Raw genomic sequence first — 15,902 nt, forward strand, 5'->3', positions numbered from 1 at the left:
ACAGCAGCCTCTGTTGCTGTCAAGCGGTTATTTTCAGATGTTTTCAAAGTTTCCCTTGTAACATCAACCACTTGCGCCTTCGATCTCTCGTTAGCGGGAGGCGAATTCTACAGCGTTACACGCTGCTGTCAACACCTCATTTCCTGCTTCGATGACTTGAAGCTGACACTGCCGAAGAACCATCCAACTCATTGAAACTCAAGGAGTTTTCCGTTTCGACTGCGCCGGAAGTGGGCGAATTATAGGCCGTTGGAATTCTGAGTCAAGCATTCGTTGCGACTATTAAACAAAGCACCTTAATAGACAATGAAAAGCCCTGATTTGCGCACTATATTGCACATCGGGCCTTATTTAAGCATGATGCGCTGCTTCTGACACCTATAGCCCGGGCCCACCACGTAATGACCAAGCTCACCCAAAGCCTTGCATCGACACTATTCCCCGTCGGCTTGCTGCTTATTGCCATGGCCTCGATACAATCGGGTGCTTCGCTGGCTAAAAGCATGTTCCCCATAATAGGTGCCCAAGGCACTACAACCCTGCGATTGCTGTTCGCCAGCATTATCATGCTGTTGATCCTGCGACCCTGGAGAGCCAAGCTCACCGCCAGATCCTTAAAAACCGTGATCGTTTACGGGATAGCGCTGGGGGGCATGAACTTCCTCTTCTATATGTCACTGCGTACGGTTCCACTGGGGATTGCTGTGGCGCTCGAGTTCACAGGACCACTGGCTGTCGCTATTTATTCCTCGCGCAGGCCCATCGACTTTGCCTGGATTGGTCTGGCGATCATCGGACTTCTACTGCTTATCCCCACCGGCGAAAGCACTCAGGGCCTCGACCCTGTCGGCACCGGCTATGCACTGGGCGCCGGAGTCTGCTGGGCGCTGTACATTCTATACGGGCAAAAGGCCGGCGCTGACAACGGCGTGCAAACCGCAGCTTTAGGCGTAATGATCGCGGCGCTGTTCATTGCCCCCATCGGGATTGTCCATGCCGGTGCCGCCTTGCTGACCCCAAGCTTGATCCCCATCGCCATTGGCGTCGCAATATTGTCCACCGCCCTCCCCTACACTCTTGAGATGATTGCTTTGACACGCATGCCCACGCGTACATTTGGCACTCTCATGAGTATTGAACCCGCCTTCGGTGCACTGTCAGGTCTGTTGTTTCTGAATGAGGTCCTGTCCTTTAGCCAATGGATGGCAATCTCTTGCATTATCATGGCTTCGGTCGGAGCCACCTTGACGATGCGCAACCACTCGAAACCGGTATTGACTGACAATTAGTCGTCTATTTGACAGAAGTCTGGTAATTGACTCTCATTTAAGGGATGTTTGTTCGTTATGAATGTTGCTTGGCGCGGATAAGGACTTCCTCAAACGCCAGCGATAGAGGATTGATCCACACCCGCACTCCGTGAACCCGACGCAAACGCTTAAGGACAGGAATGAAACGAATTTTGGCCGTTTTAGCCGTGCTTGCTGTTGCCGGCTGCGCCGCAACCTCCCAGCCAACTGTAAAGCATGGCAAACGAGGCCTGCATATCAACTGCTCCGGCTTATCCTCTTCGTGGGACAAGTGCTACGCCCAAGCCGTCAAATCTTGCGGGGACAAGGGCTACAGAGTGATTGCCAAATCTGGAGATACCGCACAGGAGCCAGGGGATTATCCTTTCGGCTTGAATCCTGCCGGATACACCAGCCGAAGCATGATTGTGCTCTGCAAGTGACAGCCTTGAACATTCTGAAGCGCAGCTGAGCAAGCTGGCCGCGCTTCAGAACTGCCTCAGGCAACTTTCGAAAGAGGCACCGTTCGCGCCAGCAGCCACTCCAGCGCAGCCCCTTCAAGCAGCGGGCTCAAGCGTTCACGCACCTGCGCATGATAAGCATCGAACCACTCCAGCTCTTCACGGGTGAGCAGGCCGGGTTCCAGGCAACGGCTATCGATCGGGCACAGGGTCAATGTTTCAAACTTGAGAAACGAACCGAACTCCGAGGCGCCCGCCTCGCGATTCAATACCAGGTTTTCAATGCGCACACCCCAGCGCCCCGGACGATATGTCCCGGGTTCAATGGAGGTAATCATTCCCGGCTGCATTGCTGTATGGGGTGCCGGCGCGGCCTGATAGGCAATGACCTGAGGCCCCTCATGCACATTCAGGAAGTAGCCCACGCCATGCCCGGTTCCGTGCCCGTAATCCACGCTTTCAGCCCAAATCGGAGCTCTGGCAATCGAGTCCAGCAAGGGCGACAAGATACCTTTTGGAAACTGGGCCCTGGACAAGGCAATCACGCCTTTAAGGACACGGGTGCAATCGCGCTTTTGCTCCGCGCTCAAGGTGCCAATCGGTACCATCCGGGTAATGTCAGTGGTTCCGCCCAGGTATTGACCGCCAGAATCTATTAACAGCAGGCCATCCCCTTCAATCACGGCATGTTCTTGCTCAGTCGCGTGATAGTGCGGCATTGCGCCATTGGCATTAAAGGCAGCGATAGTGTTGAAGCTCAGCGACACGTACCCCGGGCGACGCGCACGGGCAGCGGTCAACTGCTCATCAATGGTCAATTCGGTGATGCGCTCACGCCCCAGAGCAGTTTCCAGCCAGGCAAAAAACTCACAAAGAGCAGCACCATCCTGCTCCATGGCCTGACGGATATGAAACGCGTCGTCCAGACTCTTCTGCGACTTGGCCACGGTAGTCGGGTTCAGCCCTTCCACCAGCGTCACGTCAGGGTGCAGATGACTGAGCAAGCCGCAGGTCACCCGCGCCGGATCCACCAGTAGCCGGGTCGATGCTGACAATGCTGCCAGCGCGTCATTGATTTCAACGTACTCGCGCAGCTCAATACCATCACGCCCAAGTGTCTCTTGCAGGGCGGGACTGACCTTGTTCAGGTCCACAAACAAGGTGGCTTGCGCCGAGTCGATCAATGCAAACGAAACAAATACCGGGTTGAAAGAAACATCCGAGCCACGCAGGTTAAACAACCATGCAATGTCATCGAGGGTTGCTATGAAATGCGCATCGGCCTTGCGCTGCACCAGTGAGTTACGTAACTGTGCCAGTTTGTCCACGCGACTGACTGTTGCTTGTGGCGGTAGATGCTCATACACCGCCTGGACCGGCAGCGCAGGACGATCCTCCCAGACCAGCCCCAGCAGATCGATATCTGTGCGTAAAACGGCACCGCGCTCTTTGAGTTTGCTTTCCAGTGTTCGTGCAGAGGCCAGTGCCAGCACCGCCCCATCAACCGCTACCACAGCACCTTCAGGTGCCTGTTCGGCCAGCCACTCCAGTGGCCCCGGTTGACCTGGCATCAGCTTGACCAGTTCGATGGTACTACCGGCAAGCTCTTTGGCCGCCTGTTCCCAGTAACGGCTGTCAGCCCAAAGACCGGCAAAGGTCGGGGTCACAATCAAAGTGCCGACTGAACCGTGAAAACCCGACAACCATTGCCGGCCCTGCCAATAGGCGGGCAAGTATTCTGAAAGATGGGGGTCGGCCGAGGGTACCAACAGTGCCTGTATTCCGTTCTGGCTCATCAAGGCTCTGGCGCGCGCCAAACGCTGCACTACCAATCCCGGATTCAACGACTGAGTACTCATTCCGCCTCCTGCTAGTCACTACTAATATTATTCCCTCCGGATAATGAATCAGCGGCTAAGACTGGGCAACCGCCCAGAAAGGTGCAGGCGCGGTAACGGCTGCTTTAATCGCATTTACTGCGACATCAATATCCTGCTCGCGGGTAAAGCGCCCGAGACTCAATCGAATGGTTCGACCGGCTTTTTCAGCATCATGGCCCAACGCGAGCAACACATGGGACGGGGTTTTACTGGCCGAGTTACATGCCGAAGTAGCCGAATACGCCAGCACAGCGCTCAATGCCGAACTGTTGAAATGCCCTTCGCTGAAGGTCAGGCTCAAGGTATGGGGAATTCGTTGCGTTGGACAGCCATTGCATTGCACCCCCGGCACATCGGCCAACTGTTCCAGCAACCGCTGACGCAGAGCGCCTATATGCGCCAGCTCCTGGGCAAATGATTCGCTGGCCAGGGCAAAAGCAGCCCCCATGCCGGCTATCTGGTGAGTGGCCAGGGTTCCGGAGCGCAGCCCCGACTCATGACCGCCACCATGGATCTGGGCCTGCAAACGATCCTGTGCCCGTGGCCCCACATACAGGGCGCCAATCCCCTTGGGCCCGTAAACCTTGTGCCCCGAAAACGACATCAGATCCACGGCCCACGCCTCCAGGTCGATGGCTACCTTGCCAGCGCCCTGGGCGGCATCAACATGAAACAACGCACCGTGTTCGCGAACCCGTAAACCAATACCCGGTATGTCATTCACTGTCCCGAGCTCATTGTTCACCAGCATCAGCGACACCAGCAGAGTGTCCTCTCGCAACGCATCGCTGACTTGCTGCGCGCTCACAAGCCCATGGCTGTCGGGTGCCAGATACGTCACATCAAATCCTGATTCTTCGAGGAACCGGGCCGTGTCCAGCACCGCCTTGTGTTCAATCTGACTGGTGATGATGTGCCCGCGCGCCTTGCCGCTGGCCAGTGCCACACCCTTCAACGCAAGGTTATTGGACTCGGTAGCACCCGAGGTCCAGATAATGTGCTCGGCCCTGGCATTGATCAGCTGTGCAACCTGTTCGCGAGCCAGCTCCACCGAGCCTCGGGCTTGCTGACCGAAAACATGTGAGCCCGAGGCCGGGTTGCCAAAGTTTCCTTCAAAGCCAAGACAATCGACCATCACCTGAATGACACGAGCGTCCACGGGTGTGGTGGCAGCGTAATCGAAATAAAGAGGTCTTTTGTTCATAGTGCAAACCTACTGAGCGTTCCGGAATCAGGCAGTGCTTGATATCAGAAGAGTGAAGCCACCTTGAAAACGTGGCCATTAGAAATACCCGATTAACCTGGGTGACAAAAGAAGCCGCTTCAACAAATGTCGTAGGAGCCTTCCAAAATTCACGAGATCAAAAAACCATAGCCCTATAAAGCGCTAAAAGTACCTGTCTGCGCAAGTCTGATATGCCATAAGGATATATAAATATGGAATTACGTTAGTTTACGGAATAACAAAAGCTCTTTATAAAGCAGCCTTCGGCTTTCCTTTTGTGGGTATAGCCCTCCCCCGATAAAAGGAGCTGTACATGCAGCTTTTGACACTGCCTGCCACTCCGGCACTCGCGACCTCCATACGGGCCACAGCCCAGGTTTTTGCAGACCCTGCCTCCAAGGCGTTGCTCGCGCATCTGCAACAAATAGCCCCCAGTGATGCCAGTGTGTTGATCATCGGAGAAACCGGCACCGGCAAAGAGATTGTCGCCCGCCATATTCACCAGCTCAGCCACCGCCATCAACAACCGTTTGTGGCGGTAAACTGCGGAGCCTTCTCCGAATCACTGGTCGAAGCCGAGCTGTTCGGCCATGAGAAAGGGGCATTCACCGGTGCACTCGGGGCTAAGGCCGGCTGGTTTGAAGAGGCTGACGGCGGCACGTTGTTTCTGGACGAAATCGGCGATTTACCATTGCCCATTCAAGTGAAACTGTTACGTGTGCTGCAAGAGCAAGAGGTGGTGCGGCTTGGGTCGCGCAAAAGCACGCCGATCAATGTTCGCGTGCTGGCGGCAACCAATGTGAATCTGGAGCAGGCTATCGATGCCGGTCACTTTCGCGAAGATCTGTATTACCGGCTGAACGTGGTCAGCCTTGTTCTTCAGCCCTTGCGCGAGCGTCAGGGCGACATCCTGCCGCTGGCAAGGCATTTCCTTCAAACCTACCGGCAACGACTGCAACACGGCCCTACAGCATTAAGTACATGCGCTGAACAGGTGCTTATGGATCACCCCTGGCAGGGCAATATTCGCGAGCTTGAAAACGTCGTGCACCACAGCTTGCTCCTGTGCAGCAATCAGACCATCACCGCCCGGGACTTGCGCCTGTCGCAGTCACGCAGCAAACGCCTGGAGCCTGCTGCGCCACAACCATCCACCACCACTGACCACTTGTTACAGCGTGCATTTCAAAAGCTGTTCGAAGAAGAACCTGGCGCCCTGCACGAAACCGTAGAGGACAGCCTGTTGCGCGCGGCTTACGAGTTCTGCCATCACAACCAGGTACATACTGCCAAACTGCTGGGCTTGAGCCGCAATGTCACCCGTACTCGTCTGATCAAACTCGGGGCTCTGGCCGTAAACACACGAAGACTTGATGCGCAAACGGCGTTGTGAGTGGACACCTCGGCAGCAACCCGGCATTGCTGCCGGGCTTTCCCTCAAGCCGGGGTTAATTCCTCGAGCCGGCGCGCTTCCAGCTCTCTTACCAGAGGCAGCACCCGACGTCCGAAATACTCCACCTCTTCCTGAAAATGCAGAAACCCCGCCAGCACCAGATCCACGCCCAAGGCCTTGAGCGCCACGATCCGCTGTGCGATCTGCAGCGGCGTGCCAATCAAATTGGTTTTAAAACCATCGTTGTACTGCACCAGATCCTCAAAGGTTGACTTGGCCCAGTTACCTTCTCCCTCAACTGAAGACTTGCCCGCCTGTTTCGCTGCGTCACCAAAGGCATGGACCGCCTCAACGTCGGCATTTTCGATGATTTCCTGCAACACCGCCCGCGCCTCTTGCTCCGTGTCACGGGCAATGACAAAAGCATTCACCCCGACCTTCACCGAGCGCTGGTTGGCAGCCGCCTTGACACGAATGTCGTCGATCTGTGCCTTGATCCCTTCCGGGGTGTTGCCATTGGTGAAGTACCAGTCCGATACGCTGGCTGCCATATCCCGCGCAGCACGCGAACTGCCACCCTGAAATATTTCCGGATGCGGCAAACCCAGCGGCTTGGGCTTGAGGGTGTAATTGTTGACCCGGTAGAAATCCCCTTTGAAGGTGAAGTTATCCTGGGTCCAGATCCCCTTGAGGACACGAATGAACTCCTCCGAGCGGCGGTAGCGCTCGTCATGCTCCAGCCAGTGCTCACCGATGGCATTGAATTCACCCTTGAACCAGCCACTGACAATATTGACCGCAATCCGGCCCTCCGTCAGCTGATCAATGGTGGCCAGTTGCTTGGCTGCCAGCGCAGGCTTCCAGGGCCCCGGCAGGATCGCAGCGATGACTTTCAAGTGAGTGGTAGCAGCCAATAGCGCGTGGCTGAACGCTACCGACTCGTGCTGAAATTCTGCGCCGTAACCCGCAGTGAAACGGATCTGGGTCAGGGCATATTCAAAACCTGCCGCCTCCGCCAGGCGCGCCAGCTTGCGGTTGTAATCGATCCCCCAATCGGTACGTTGCTCAATCTTGCTGACCACCAGACCACCGCTGACGTTAGGCACCCAGTAGGCAAATTTTATGGCTTGCTGACTCATAGGCATGATCTCGGCGTTAGGAAATGTCCTAACCACAGAGCAGCATCTATGCCAACAGGTCTAAACCACTCTTACCGCCACAGGAAACCGGCGCGAGCTGTCTGTCTGGCGCTTATTTGTTGAATGACTGTTGGCCCGACAACACTTTTCGAGCGCAAAAGGTCTATCGCCGCTGTCGACCGTTATCGGTAAGATGACGCCCTTCCCGCGCTTGTGCGCCGTACGCCCCGCCGAATTAAGTCGATCCCATGCCTTTTGAACTCAGCGTAGATTTGACCACCCTCGCCATTCTGGCCGCAGTGGCCTTTGTGGCCGGCTTTATCGATGCCATTGCCGGTGGCGGTGGCTTGCTCACCACCCCGGCCTTGCTCACTGCCGGCTTGCCCCCGCACCTGGTGCTGGGCACTAACAAACTCAGTTCGACGTTCGGCTCGGCCACTGCCAGCTTTACGTTCTATCGACGCAAACTATTCCATCCCAGAGAGTGGAAGCTGGCTATTTTCGGGACTTTGGCAGGCGCACTGATCGGTGCCATCGTGGCCCATTACATGCCCGCCGAGTGGCTGAACAAAATGCTGCCGGTGATTGTTTTTGGCTGTGGCCTGTATCTGTTGTTCGGTGGCACACCCAAAACCCCGATCGACAACGATGCACCGATCAAAAAGAAATGGCAGCTGCCACAAGGCCTGGGTCTGGGCTTCTATGACGGCGTAGCCGGACCCGGAACAGGCGCCTTCTGGACCGTCAGCAGCATGCTGATGTATCCCATCGACCTGGTGAAAGCCAGCGGCGTGGCCCGCAGCATGAACTTCGTCAGCAACATTGCGGCGCTGTCGGTATTTGTTTTTTCGGGGCATGTGGACTGGGTGATCGGCCTGACCATGGGCTTTGCCGTAATGGTCGGTGCTTTCTTTGGCGCCCGCAGCGCGATCAGCGGCGGGGCCAAATTCATTCGCCCGGTGTTTATCACCGTGGTCCTGGGACTGACTGTACGCCTAGCCTGGCAACACTGGTTCGGCCAGGCCTAAGCGCCGCGCCACATACAGGTCGATGAGATAGCGCGCAATCGAGCGCGATGCTGGCAGCGGCGGCAAATGATGCACATTGAACCACTGCGCATCTTCTATCTCGTCCGCCTGGGGCACGATATCACCCCCTGCATATTCCGCATGAAAACCCAGCATCATCGAATGCGGAAATGGCCAGCACTGACTGCCCATGTACTGGATATTCGTAACCTCCAGCTGCACTTCTTCACGCACCTCGCGAATCAGGCAATCTTCCGCCGACTCCCCCGGCTCGGCGAATCCCGCCAGCGTGCTATATACCCCCGGCACAAAGCGCGGCGAACGCGCCAGCAGCACCTCATCGCCCCGGGTAATCAATACAATCATGCTCGGCGAAATACGCGGATAACTGCGCAGGTTACAGGGCGCGCAGTACATCGCACGCTCCCCGGGTACCTGCGTCATGGCCCGCCCGCATCTGCCACAGAAACGATGCTCTGTGGCCCAGGTGCCTATTTGCGCGGCGTAGCCCAGGACCTTGTAAAGGGTGTGATCGCCCTCCAGCATAAAAGCCCGCAAGCCCTGCCAGCGGCAGCCTTCAACCTGCGCCGGACGCTCCAGCTCCAGCAGATATACCGGCTCGCCGTCCAGATGCCCGATACCATGCTCGGCCAGCAGCGGCAGGTCCTGACGCTTGAGCCATTCACGGGGGAACAGCGGGCCATTATCGTCAAGCAGAAATCCGTCGGGGCCGCGCACCACAGCCAGGCCGCCAGGTAGGTCTGCATCCAGTACTGCCGTGGTCCAACGCGGTGTCATGAAACGATCCTTGGTCAGGTTAAAAAGTGTCAGTCGAGAAATTCAGGCTTTTGCTTGGTCATATGTGCGGTCATCGCCAACCGCAAGTCGCTTGACTGGAGCATGGCCGCGTTCCATGTCGCGACATACTCCAGACCGTCATCTACGCGGTGATCACGCATATAACCGATCATCTGCTTGGTCCCGCCAATGGCAATCGGCGACTTGCCGGAGATCTCTTGCGCGATCGCCATAACGCCTTCGAGCAACGCCTGATGATCACTGTAGACCCGATTGACCAGGCCGATCGTACGCGCCTCGTCAGCGAGCACCATGCGCCCGGTGTAGGCCATTTCACGCAGCATGCCATCGCCGATGATGCGGGGCAGACGTTGCAGTGTGCCGACATCGGCAGCCATGCCCATGTCGATTTCCTTGATCGAGAACTGCGCATCTGCTGCTGCATAGCGCATGTCGCAGGCGGCGATCAGGTCAATGGCACCCCCCAGGCAATAACCCTGAATGGCTGCCAGAACTGGCTTGCGGCACCCATCGACTGCATTGAACGAGGCCTGCATCTGCAGAATTTTACGCCGCAGTAAACGCGCGTTACGCCCTACATCCTTGCCCAGTTCATTGGCCACAGAGGCCAGCAACATCAGATCAATACCGGCCGAAAAGTGCTTGCCCGCCCCACTGAGTACCACTACGCGGACGGCATCGGTTTCATCGATCCATTGAAAGATTTCGACGATTTCGCTCCAGAACGCCGCATTCATCGCATTGACCTTCTCAGGTCGATTGATCTGCACGTGGGCGATGCTGCCCTGTAACTCAACCTTGAAAGCCTGGTAGTCGGACATAAGCTCAATCCTTTGTGGGGCGCAGTGCCGGTCAATAAGTCGCGGACTATAACAAGCACTGCGGGCCTCAGGCAGGCCGTTATTACGCCAAAAACCGGGCTACAGAATAAAACGCTCGATCGCCTGGGCGACACCGTCTTCAAGGTTGCTGCCCGTCACGTACATCGCCTGCTTGCGTATTTCTTCCGGGGCCTGGCCCATGGCAATCGAAATCCCTGCCCGATGAAACATCGCCGGATCATTGCCGCCATCGCCGATGGCCGCCGTGCGCACCAGCGGCACATCCAGAAACTCGGCCAGAGCCACCAGCGCATCGCCTTTGTTGGCCTTGAGTGCGGTGATATCCAGATAACGGGCCTGTGAGCGACTGGCGACCGCGAGCCCGCTCAACACCGGTTGCAAACGCTGTTCAAGGTCCAGCAATAACGGCGCATCGCTGCAGGTGGCTACGATCTTGTGCACCTTGTGCAGATAAGGCTCATAGCTTTCAACCACCTTCGGCGCATACCCGAGGCCGTGCTGCTCGTGAGCGACCATTTCGCCGGACGGATCACGTACCAGCCAGTCTTCATCGACAAACAGCCAGACCTCAACCGGGTGTTCCGCCAACAGGGCCAGGGTCTTTAGCACCCCTTCATAGTGCACATGATGGGACTGCAGGTATTCGCCCTGGGCGTTGACCAGCAGCCCGCCATTAAACCCGGCGACCGGCAATTCAATGCCCAGTTGCTGGCTGATCTCGCGCATGGCTCTGGGCGGTCTGCCGGAGGCCAGCGTGAAATGAACACCCGCCGCCTGCAGCTTTTTCACTGCAGCCAGGTTGCGAGGACTGAGGCTGTGGTCAGGCGACAGCAGGGTGCCATCCATGTCACTCAGCACCAGCTCAATGGACTCTTGCTTCACGTCACTCATCCTATGTTCAGCCAAGCGCGACCATCGCGTGCCAGCAGTTGTTTTGCTGCTTCGGGACCATCCTGTCCAGCCGGATAGGACTGCACGTCCGTGTGTTCACGCCATGCATCGAGAAATGGCTGCACACCGCGCCAGCCGTTTTCAATATTGTCAGCGCGCTGAAACAAGGTCTGATCCCCCGTCAGGCAGTCGTAGATCAATGTTTCGTAGCCGGTGGAAGGCTGCATTTCGAAGAAGTCTTTGTACGCAAATCCAAGGGCGATATTAGCCATTTTCAGCCCCGGCCCCGGTCGCTTGGCCTGAAGGTCAAACCACATGCCTTCGTTGGGCTGAATCTGGATCCGCAAATAGTTTGGCTGCAGCCGGTCTACTTCGGTGTCACGGAACTGCGCATAAGGCGCGGGCTTGAAGCAAATTGCGATTTCAGTATCACGGGCACTCATGCGCTTGCCGGTACGCAGATAAAATGGCACGCCGACCCAGCGCCAGTTATCGATCATGACCTTGAGCGCGACAAAGGTTTCAGTGTTGCTGTCAGGGGCCACGTTGTTCTCTTCGCGATACCCCACGACCGGTTTGCCACCGGACTCACCCTGGGTGTATTGCCCGCGCACCGAGTTTTTCAGCGCTTCTTCCTTCGACCAGGGGCGGATTGCTCCAATCACCTTGGCCTTTTCACCCCGCACCGCATCGGCGCCAAAAGCTGCGGGGGGCTCCATTGCCACCATCGCCAGCAGTTGAAACAAATGATTAGGCAGCATGTCGCGCAGTGCGCCGGTGTGCTCGTAAAAACTGCCACGTGTCTCGACCCCGACGGTTTCTGCCGCGGTGATCTGTACATGGTCGATGTAATGATTGTTCCAGAAGGATTCGAAAAGCCCGTTGGAGAATCGGCTGACCAGAATGTTCTGGACTGTTTCCTTGCCCAGGTAATGGTCAATCCGGTAGATCTGCTTCTCGCTCATGACGGTCAGCAGACAGGCATTCAATGCCTGCGCCGTTTCAACGTCTGAGCCAAAAGGTTTTTCAATAACTACCCGGCGAAAAGCTTCCGGGGTTTCTTTTAGCAACCCGCCAGCACCCAGCCGCTGCACCACTTCGCTGAAAAAGCGGGGGGCAGTGGCCAGGTAGAACACCGCGTTGCCGGTGCCACTGGCGATGATCTTCTGTTCCAGCGCGGCATAGGTGCTGTCATCCAGAAAATCGCCCTGCACGTAACTGATGTTCTTCGCCAGCGAAGCCCACAATTGGGCATTCAAGCCCTGGCCCTCAGGATGATCCACTTTGCTGGCGGCTTCATTGCGAATGAAGTCCTCCAGCTTTTTGGCAAAGCCCTCATCACTGATTGCATTGTGGTCGACGCCCACAATATGCAAACCATCGTCCAGCAAACCATCGCGACTCAAGTTGTACAGCGCCGGCATCAGCAAGCGCTTGACCAGATCACCGTGAGCCCCAAACAGGAACAGCGTGGTAGGCGGTGCCGGTTTGGTGTTGGATTTGCTGGACTGATCGGTCATTTCTTAGGTGTCTCCACATGGCCGCCGAAACCAAAGCGCATGGCCGACAACAATTTGTCGCCATACAGGCTTTGCTGGCGTGAGCTATAGCGGGCAAACAAGGCGTTCGACAATACCGGTACCGGGGTCGACTGCTCCATGGCCGCTTCGATGGTCCAGCGGCCTTCACCGCTGTCCGCCACGGCGCCCGAGTAGCCGTCAAGCGGCGCGTCGGTGGCCAGGGCATCGGCGGTCAGATCCAGCAACCAGGACGACACGACACTGCCACGACGCCACACTTCGGCGATATCACCCAGGTTCAGGTCAAAACGCTGATCTTCCGGCAGATTCTCACCGCCCTTCATCTTCATCAGGTTGAAGCCTTCGGCGTATGCCTGCATCAGGCCGTACTCAATACCGTTGTGCACCATCTTGACGAAGTGCCCGGCACCCGCAGGGCCTGCATGGATATAACCACGCTCTGCGCGATCATCTTCAGAAACACGGTCTTTGGTGCGCGCAATATCGCCCATACCCGGTGCAAGTGCGGCGAACAGCGGGTCCAGATGTTTAACGACTTCAGTGTCGCCGCCAATCATCATGCAGTAACCGCGCTCCAGGCCCCAGACGCCGCCCGAAGTTCCGACGTCAACGTACTGCAGGCCTTTTTCGGCCAGCGCCCGGGAACGACGGATGTCATCTTTATAAAAGGTGTTGCCGCCGTCGATGATGATGTCACCGGCGTCGAGCAGTTGGCTCAGGGTCTCGATGGTGTCTTCGGTCGGCGCACCGGACGGCAGCATCACCCAGACAGCACGGGGCTTGGCAAGGCCAGCTACCAGCGCCGGCAAGTCGGTGACGCCTGTGGCGCCTTCCTGCTCGAGGGCACTGACAAAGTCGGTATTGCGGTCAAAAACCACGGTTGTATGCCCATTGAGCATCAGACGCCGCGCGATATTCCCGCCCATACGGCCCAATCCAATAATTCCCAACTGCATGTACTGTTGCTCCCAACGACAAATAAATAGGTGTACAGCACCTTAGTGCAGCATTGCTTAAGGTGCCCGGCTGAGGATTAGTCCTAGCGCATGCTGCATAGTTTCGCACAAGCAGCCACCCAGATTCGCGATTCAATACACTCAGAAGACGAACGAGCACGCCAAGACCGCAAAAAAATTAAAAGTTCACATCATTCAAGAAAGAAATCACAATCGCTCCCGACAGTGATCCAGTCCTGCAACGGGCAATTTGGATACTCGATTTAAAGTTGCCAGAGGCGAAGCGAACCATGACCACCGTATTGTCCGCACAACCTGCCCAGACCCTCTATGTCACAGTTCGCCGTGACGAACTGCGTCAACTCAAGGACGAGTGCGTGCAGTTGCGCCAGGAGCTCGCACAATTGCGCCAGCAATTACAAATCGCCCAGGCCGGCCAGCTTTTTAATGGCGGCGCCGAGCACAGCCGCCACAGCGACTGATCACGCCGATACAAGCGGCGAGCCAAAGCCTGCCGTCATCTGTGACAAAGTTTTCACATCCCGTTAGCAATACTGAAACACTTTGTGGCTGCTCAATATTGAGGCGGCCCTCACTTGTTGTGCCGGGCTAAACGGCATCTACGATTCAAGTTGTTATCAGCTGGAGCGCTGTATGGGGATGTTCAAACGCAGTAACACATCTGCGAAAGGTTTCGACTGGGCCGGACTCGGCTGGCTATTTCTGTTCTTCTGGTACTTCTCCGGCATTACCCAACTGCTGATCCAACTGACGGGTACCTCCGGGTTTTCGGGCTTTCGTCAGGCCTTCATAATGAGTTCCATCTGGCTCGCGCCGATGCTCATGTTTCCCAAGCACACCCGTGTAATGGCAGCCGTCATTGGCGTCTTGCTGTGGGCGTGCTCCATGGCCAGCCTCGGCTATTTCTTCATCTATCAGCAAGAATTCTCGCAAAGCGTCATCTTCATCATGTTCGAGTCGAACATCTCTGAAGCCGGCGAATACATGACCCAGTACTTCGCCTGGTGGATGGTACTGGCGTTCCTTGCCCATACCGCCTTCGCCGTATTCCTCTGGACCCGCTTGCGCCCGGTATACATGCCCCGCGTACAAGCCTGGACAGTAGCAATCGCTTTGCTTCTGGCAGTTGTCGGTTACCCGATCATCAAGCAAACGATCAAGCACGACACCCTGGCCGCCGCCATGGAAAGCTTTGAAAGCCGGGTAGAGCCCGCAGTGCCATGGCAGATGGCGGTGGCGTATCGCCGTTACCTGGAACAACTGGACAACATGCAGGGCATGCTCGCCAGTGCCAGCAAAATTCCGCCCCTGACCAACCTCAAGGACAATGAAGCCGGCAAGCCCACCACGCTGGTGCTGGTCATTGGCGAGTCCACCAACCGCCAGCGCATGAGCCTCTATGGCTACCCGCGCGAGACCACGCCCAACCTCGACAAATTGCGCGACCAGCTGGCGATTTTCGACAACGTCGTGACGCCGCGTCCTTACACCATCGAAGCACTGCAACAAGTCCTGACCTTTGCTGACGAAGAAAACCCTGACCTGTACCTCAGCACCCCATCGCTGGTCAGCGTGATGAAGCAAGCCGGATACAAAACCTTCTGGGTGACCAACCAGCAGACCATGACCAAGCGCAACACCATGCTCACCACGTTCTCCGAGCAGGCAGACCAGCAGGTCTATCTCAATAACAACAGGAACCAGAACGCGCGCCAGTATGACGGTGACGTGCTCGAACCCTTCAACAAGATCCTGGCCGACAGTGCACCACGCAAGCTGATCGTGATTCATCTGCTCGGCACGCACATGAGCTATCAGTACCGTTATCCGCCGACCTTCGACAAGTTCACCGATCGCACCGGCGTCCCTGCCGGCCTGACCGATGATCAGGTGCCGACTTACAACAGCTACGACAATGCCGTTTTGTATAACGACTTTGTGGTGTCGAGCCTGATCAAGGATTTTGCCAAGACCGACCCCAACGGCTTCCTGCTGTATCTGTCCGATCACGGTGAAGACGTGTTCGATTCGGTTGGCCACAGCACGCTGGGCCGCAACGAGGCCAAACCCACAGCGCCGATGTACACCATTCCGTTCATGGCCTGGGCTTCGCCAAAATGGCGTGAGAGCCATGCATGGAACTTCGCCAGCGACCTTGGCCGTCCTTACAGCAGTTCACAGTTCATCCATACCTGGGCAGATCTGGCCGGTTTGAGCGCTGACGAACTGGACGACAAGAAGAGCCTGGTGAGCGATCAATTTGTCGCCCGCCCTCAATTGATCGGAGATCCGTACTCGCGCCCGCAAAAAGCCTTGATCGACTTCAGTCTGATCAAACCCAAGGCCCCTGCCGCGAGCGATGTGGCCAAACAGTAAAAACGCAACGGGGAGCCAATGGCTCCCCGTTCAGTTTCAGT

At 56.6% G+C, this 15,902-nt stretch carries 14 protein-coding genes and 1 pseudogene; 7 read left to right on the forward strand and 8 right to left on the reverse strand.

All coding sequences use genetic code 11. From position 1 onward, the window contains the following. The 3 genes and pseudogenes from FEZ21_RS22705 to FEZ21_RS18930 form a co-directional block, all read left to right on the forward strand. Positions 1–195, forward strand: a pseudogene (locus FEZ21_RS22705) (hypothetical protein); the annotation flags it as partial. A gap of 206 nt (positions 196–401) precedes the next feature. Continuing rightward, the gene (gene rhtA / locus FEZ21_RS18925; protein ID WP_010655800.1) at positions 402–1,289 is read left to right on the forward strand and encodes a threonine/homoserine exporter RhtA; all 888 of its coding nucleotides are present in this window, start codon (positions 402–404) and stop codon (positions 1,287–1,289) included. A 161-nt stretch (positions 1,290–1,450) separates the two neighbouring features. Further along, positions 1,451–1,732: a hypothetical protein gene (locus FEZ21_RS18930; protein WP_160628196.1), complete on the forward strand. Its 282-nt coding sequence runs from the start codon at positions 1,451–1,453 to the stop codon at positions 1,730–1,732. A 56-nt stretch (positions 1,733–1,788) separates the two neighbouring features. Here the strand turns inward: FEZ21_RS18930 and FEZ21_RS18935 are convergent, their stop codons facing one another. Together FEZ21_RS18935 and FEZ21_RS18940 are read right to left on the reverse strand one after the other, a co-directional pair. Then, entirely contained in the window at positions 1,789–3,609 is a 1,821-nt protein-coding gene (locus FEZ21_RS18935) for an aminopeptidase P family protein (RefSeq protein ID WP_160628198.1), read from the reverse strand. A gap of 55 nt (positions 3,610–3,664) precedes the next feature. Further along, positions 3,665–4,834, reverse strand: a complete 1,170-nt coding sequence (locus FEZ21_RS18940) for a cysteine desulfurase family protein (protein ID WP_010655802.1) — start codon at positions 4,832–4,834, stop codon at positions 3,665–3,667. Between the two features lie 334 nt (positions 4,835–5,168). Here FEZ21_RS18940 and FEZ21_RS18945 point away from each other — a divergent pair, with 334 nt between their 5' ends. After that, positions 5,169–6,248, forward strand: coding sequence for a sigma-54-dependent Fis family transcriptional regulator (locus FEZ21_RS18945; RefSeq protein WP_003441537.1), 1,080 nt, complete (start codon positions 5,169–5,171; stop codon positions 6,246–6,248). Positions 6,249–6,292: 44 nt separating this feature from the next. On the opposite strand, the gene sfnG is transcribed toward FEZ21_RS18945, so the two are convergent. Beyond that, positions 6,293–7,393, reverse strand: a complete 1,101-nt coding sequence (gene sfnG, locus FEZ21_RS18950; RefSeq protein ID WP_165439792.1) for a dimethylsulfone monooxygenase SfnG — start codon at positions 7,391–7,393, stop codon at positions 6,293–6,295. 242 nt (positions 7,394–7,635) lie between these two features. Between sfnG and FEZ21_RS18955 the strand changes: the two genes are divergently transcribed. Continuing rightward, positions 7,636–8,415 carry a TSUP family transporter gene (locus FEZ21_RS18955; RefSeq protein WP_003441533.1) on the forward strand — a complete coding sequence of 260 codons (780 nt, stop codon included), beginning with the start codon at positions 7,636–7,638 and terminating at the stop codon, positions 8,413–8,415. On the opposite strand, the gene nudC is transcribed toward FEZ21_RS18955, so the two are convergent. The 5 genes from nudC to gnd form a co-directional block, all read right to left on the reverse strand. After that, positions 8,383–9,213 carry an NAD(+) diphosphatase gene (gene nudC, locus FEZ21_RS18960; RefSeq protein ID WP_160628200.1) on the reverse strand — a complete coding sequence of 277 codons (831 nt, stop codon included), beginning with the start codon at positions 9,211–9,213 and terminating at the stop codon, positions 8,383–8,385. The genes FEZ21_RS18955 and nudC overlap by 33 nt on opposite strands. 29 nt (positions 9,214–9,242) lie before the next feature. Further along, the gene (locus tag FEZ21_RS18965; RefSeq protein WP_003441526.1) at positions 9,243–10,055 is read right to left on the reverse strand and encodes a crotonase/enoyl-CoA hydratase family protein; all 813 of its coding nucleotides are present in this window, start codon (positions 10,053–10,055) and stop codon (positions 9,243–9,245) included. A gap of 99 nt (positions 10,056–10,154) precedes the next feature. After that, complete coding sequence (locus FEZ21_RS18970; RefSeq protein WP_037001458.1) at positions 10,155–10,967, reverse strand: Cof-type HAD-IIB family hydrolase; 813 nt, start codon at positions 10,965–10,967, stop codon at positions 10,155–10,157. Then, the gene (gene zwf, locus FEZ21_RS18975; RefSeq protein ID WP_003441519.1) at positions 10,964–12,487 is read right to left on the reverse strand and encodes a glucose-6-phosphate dehydrogenase; all 1,524 of its coding nucleotides are present in this window, start codon (positions 12,485–12,487) and stop codon (positions 10,964–10,966) included. Before zwf ends, FEZ21_RS18970 begins: the two co-directional genes overlap by 4 nt. Beyond that, positions 12,484–13,464, reverse strand: a complete 981-nt coding sequence (gene gnd / locus FEZ21_RS18980; protein WP_003441516.1) for a phosphogluconate dehydrogenase (NAD(+)-dependent, decarboxylating) — start codon at positions 13,462–13,464, stop codon at positions 12,484–12,486. Before gnd ends, zwf begins: the two co-directional genes overlap by 4 nt. Before the next feature lie 290 nt (positions 13,465–13,754). On the opposite strand from gnd, the gene FEZ21_RS18985 reads away from it, so the two are divergent. Both FEZ21_RS18985 and FEZ21_RS18990 read left to right on the forward strand, forming a co-directional pair. After that, entirely contained in the window at positions 13,755–13,946 is a 192-nt protein-coding gene (locus FEZ21_RS18985; RefSeq protein WP_003441513.1) for a DUF6026 family protein, read from the forward strand. A 172-nt stretch (positions 13,947–14,118) separates the two neighbouring features. After that, positions 14,119–15,861 (forward strand): phosphoethanolamine transferase CptA, encoded by a 1,743-nt coding sequence (locus tag FEZ21_RS18990; protein ID WP_160628202.1) that lies wholly within the window; start codon positions 14,119–14,121, stop codon positions 15,859–15,861. Positions 15,862–15,902: the final 41 nt, after the last annotated feature.

It is taken from the genome of Pseudomonas sp. 9.1(2019) (assembly GCF_009910445.1).
Lineage (GTDB): Bacteria > Pseudomonadota > Gammaproteobacteria > Pseudomonadales > Pseudomonadaceae > Aquipseudomonas > Aquipseudomonas paraversuta.

Coding starts and splice junctions, on each gene's coding strand:
- FEZ21_RS18935 (WP_160628198.1), bottom strand. CDS start 3,609: ATGAGTACTCAGTCGTTGAATCCGGGATTGGTAGTGCAGCGTTTGGCG.
- FEZ21_RS18955 (WP_003441533.1), top strand. CDS start 7,636: ATGCCTTTTGAACTCAGCGTAGATTTGACCACCCTCGCCATTCTGGCC.
- rhtA (WP_010655800.1), top strand. CDS start 402: ATGACCAAGCTCACCCAAAGCCTTGCATCGACACTATTCCCCGTCGGC.
- FEZ21_RS18940 (WP_010655802.1), bottom strand. CDS start 4,834: ATGAACAAAAGACCTCTTTATTTCGATTACGCTGCCACCACACCCGTG.
- gnd (WP_003441516.1), bottom strand. CDS start 13,464: ATGCAGTTGGGAATTATTGGATTGGGCCGTATGGGCGGGAATATCGCG.
- FEZ21_RS18930 (WP_160628196.1), top strand. CDS start 1,451: ATGAAACGAATTTTGGCCGTTTTAGCCGTGCTTGCTGTTGCCGGCTGC.
- FEZ21_RS18970 (WP_037001458.1), bottom strand. CDS start 10,967: ATGAGTGACGTGAAGCAAGAGTCCATTGAGCTGGTGCTGAGTGACATG.
- FEZ21_RS18965 (WP_003441526.1), bottom strand. CDS start 10,055: ATGTCCGACTACCAGGCTTTCAAGGTTGAGTTACAGGGCAGCATCGCC.
- nudC (WP_160628200.1), bottom strand. CDS start 9,213: ATGACACCGCGTTGGACCACGGCAGTACTGGATGCAGACCTACCTGGC.
- sfnG (WP_165439792.1), bottom strand. CDS start 7,393: ATGCCTATGAGTCAGCAAGCCATAAAATTTGCCTACTGGGTGCCTAAC.
- zwf (WP_003441519.1), bottom strand. CDS start 12,487: ATGACCGATCAGTCCAGCAAATCCAACACCAAACCGGCACCGCCTACC.
- FEZ21_RS18985 (WP_003441513.1), top strand. CDS start 13,755: ATGACCACCGTATTGTCCGCACAACCTGCCCAGACCCTCTATGTCACA.
- FEZ21_RS18990 (WP_160628202.1), top strand. CDS start 14,119: ATGGGGATGTTCAAACGCAGTAACACATCTGCGAAAGGTTTCGACTGG.
- FEZ21_RS18945 (WP_003441537.1), top strand. CDS start 5,169: ATGCAGCTTTTGACACTGCCTGCCACTCCGGCACTCGCGACCTCCATA.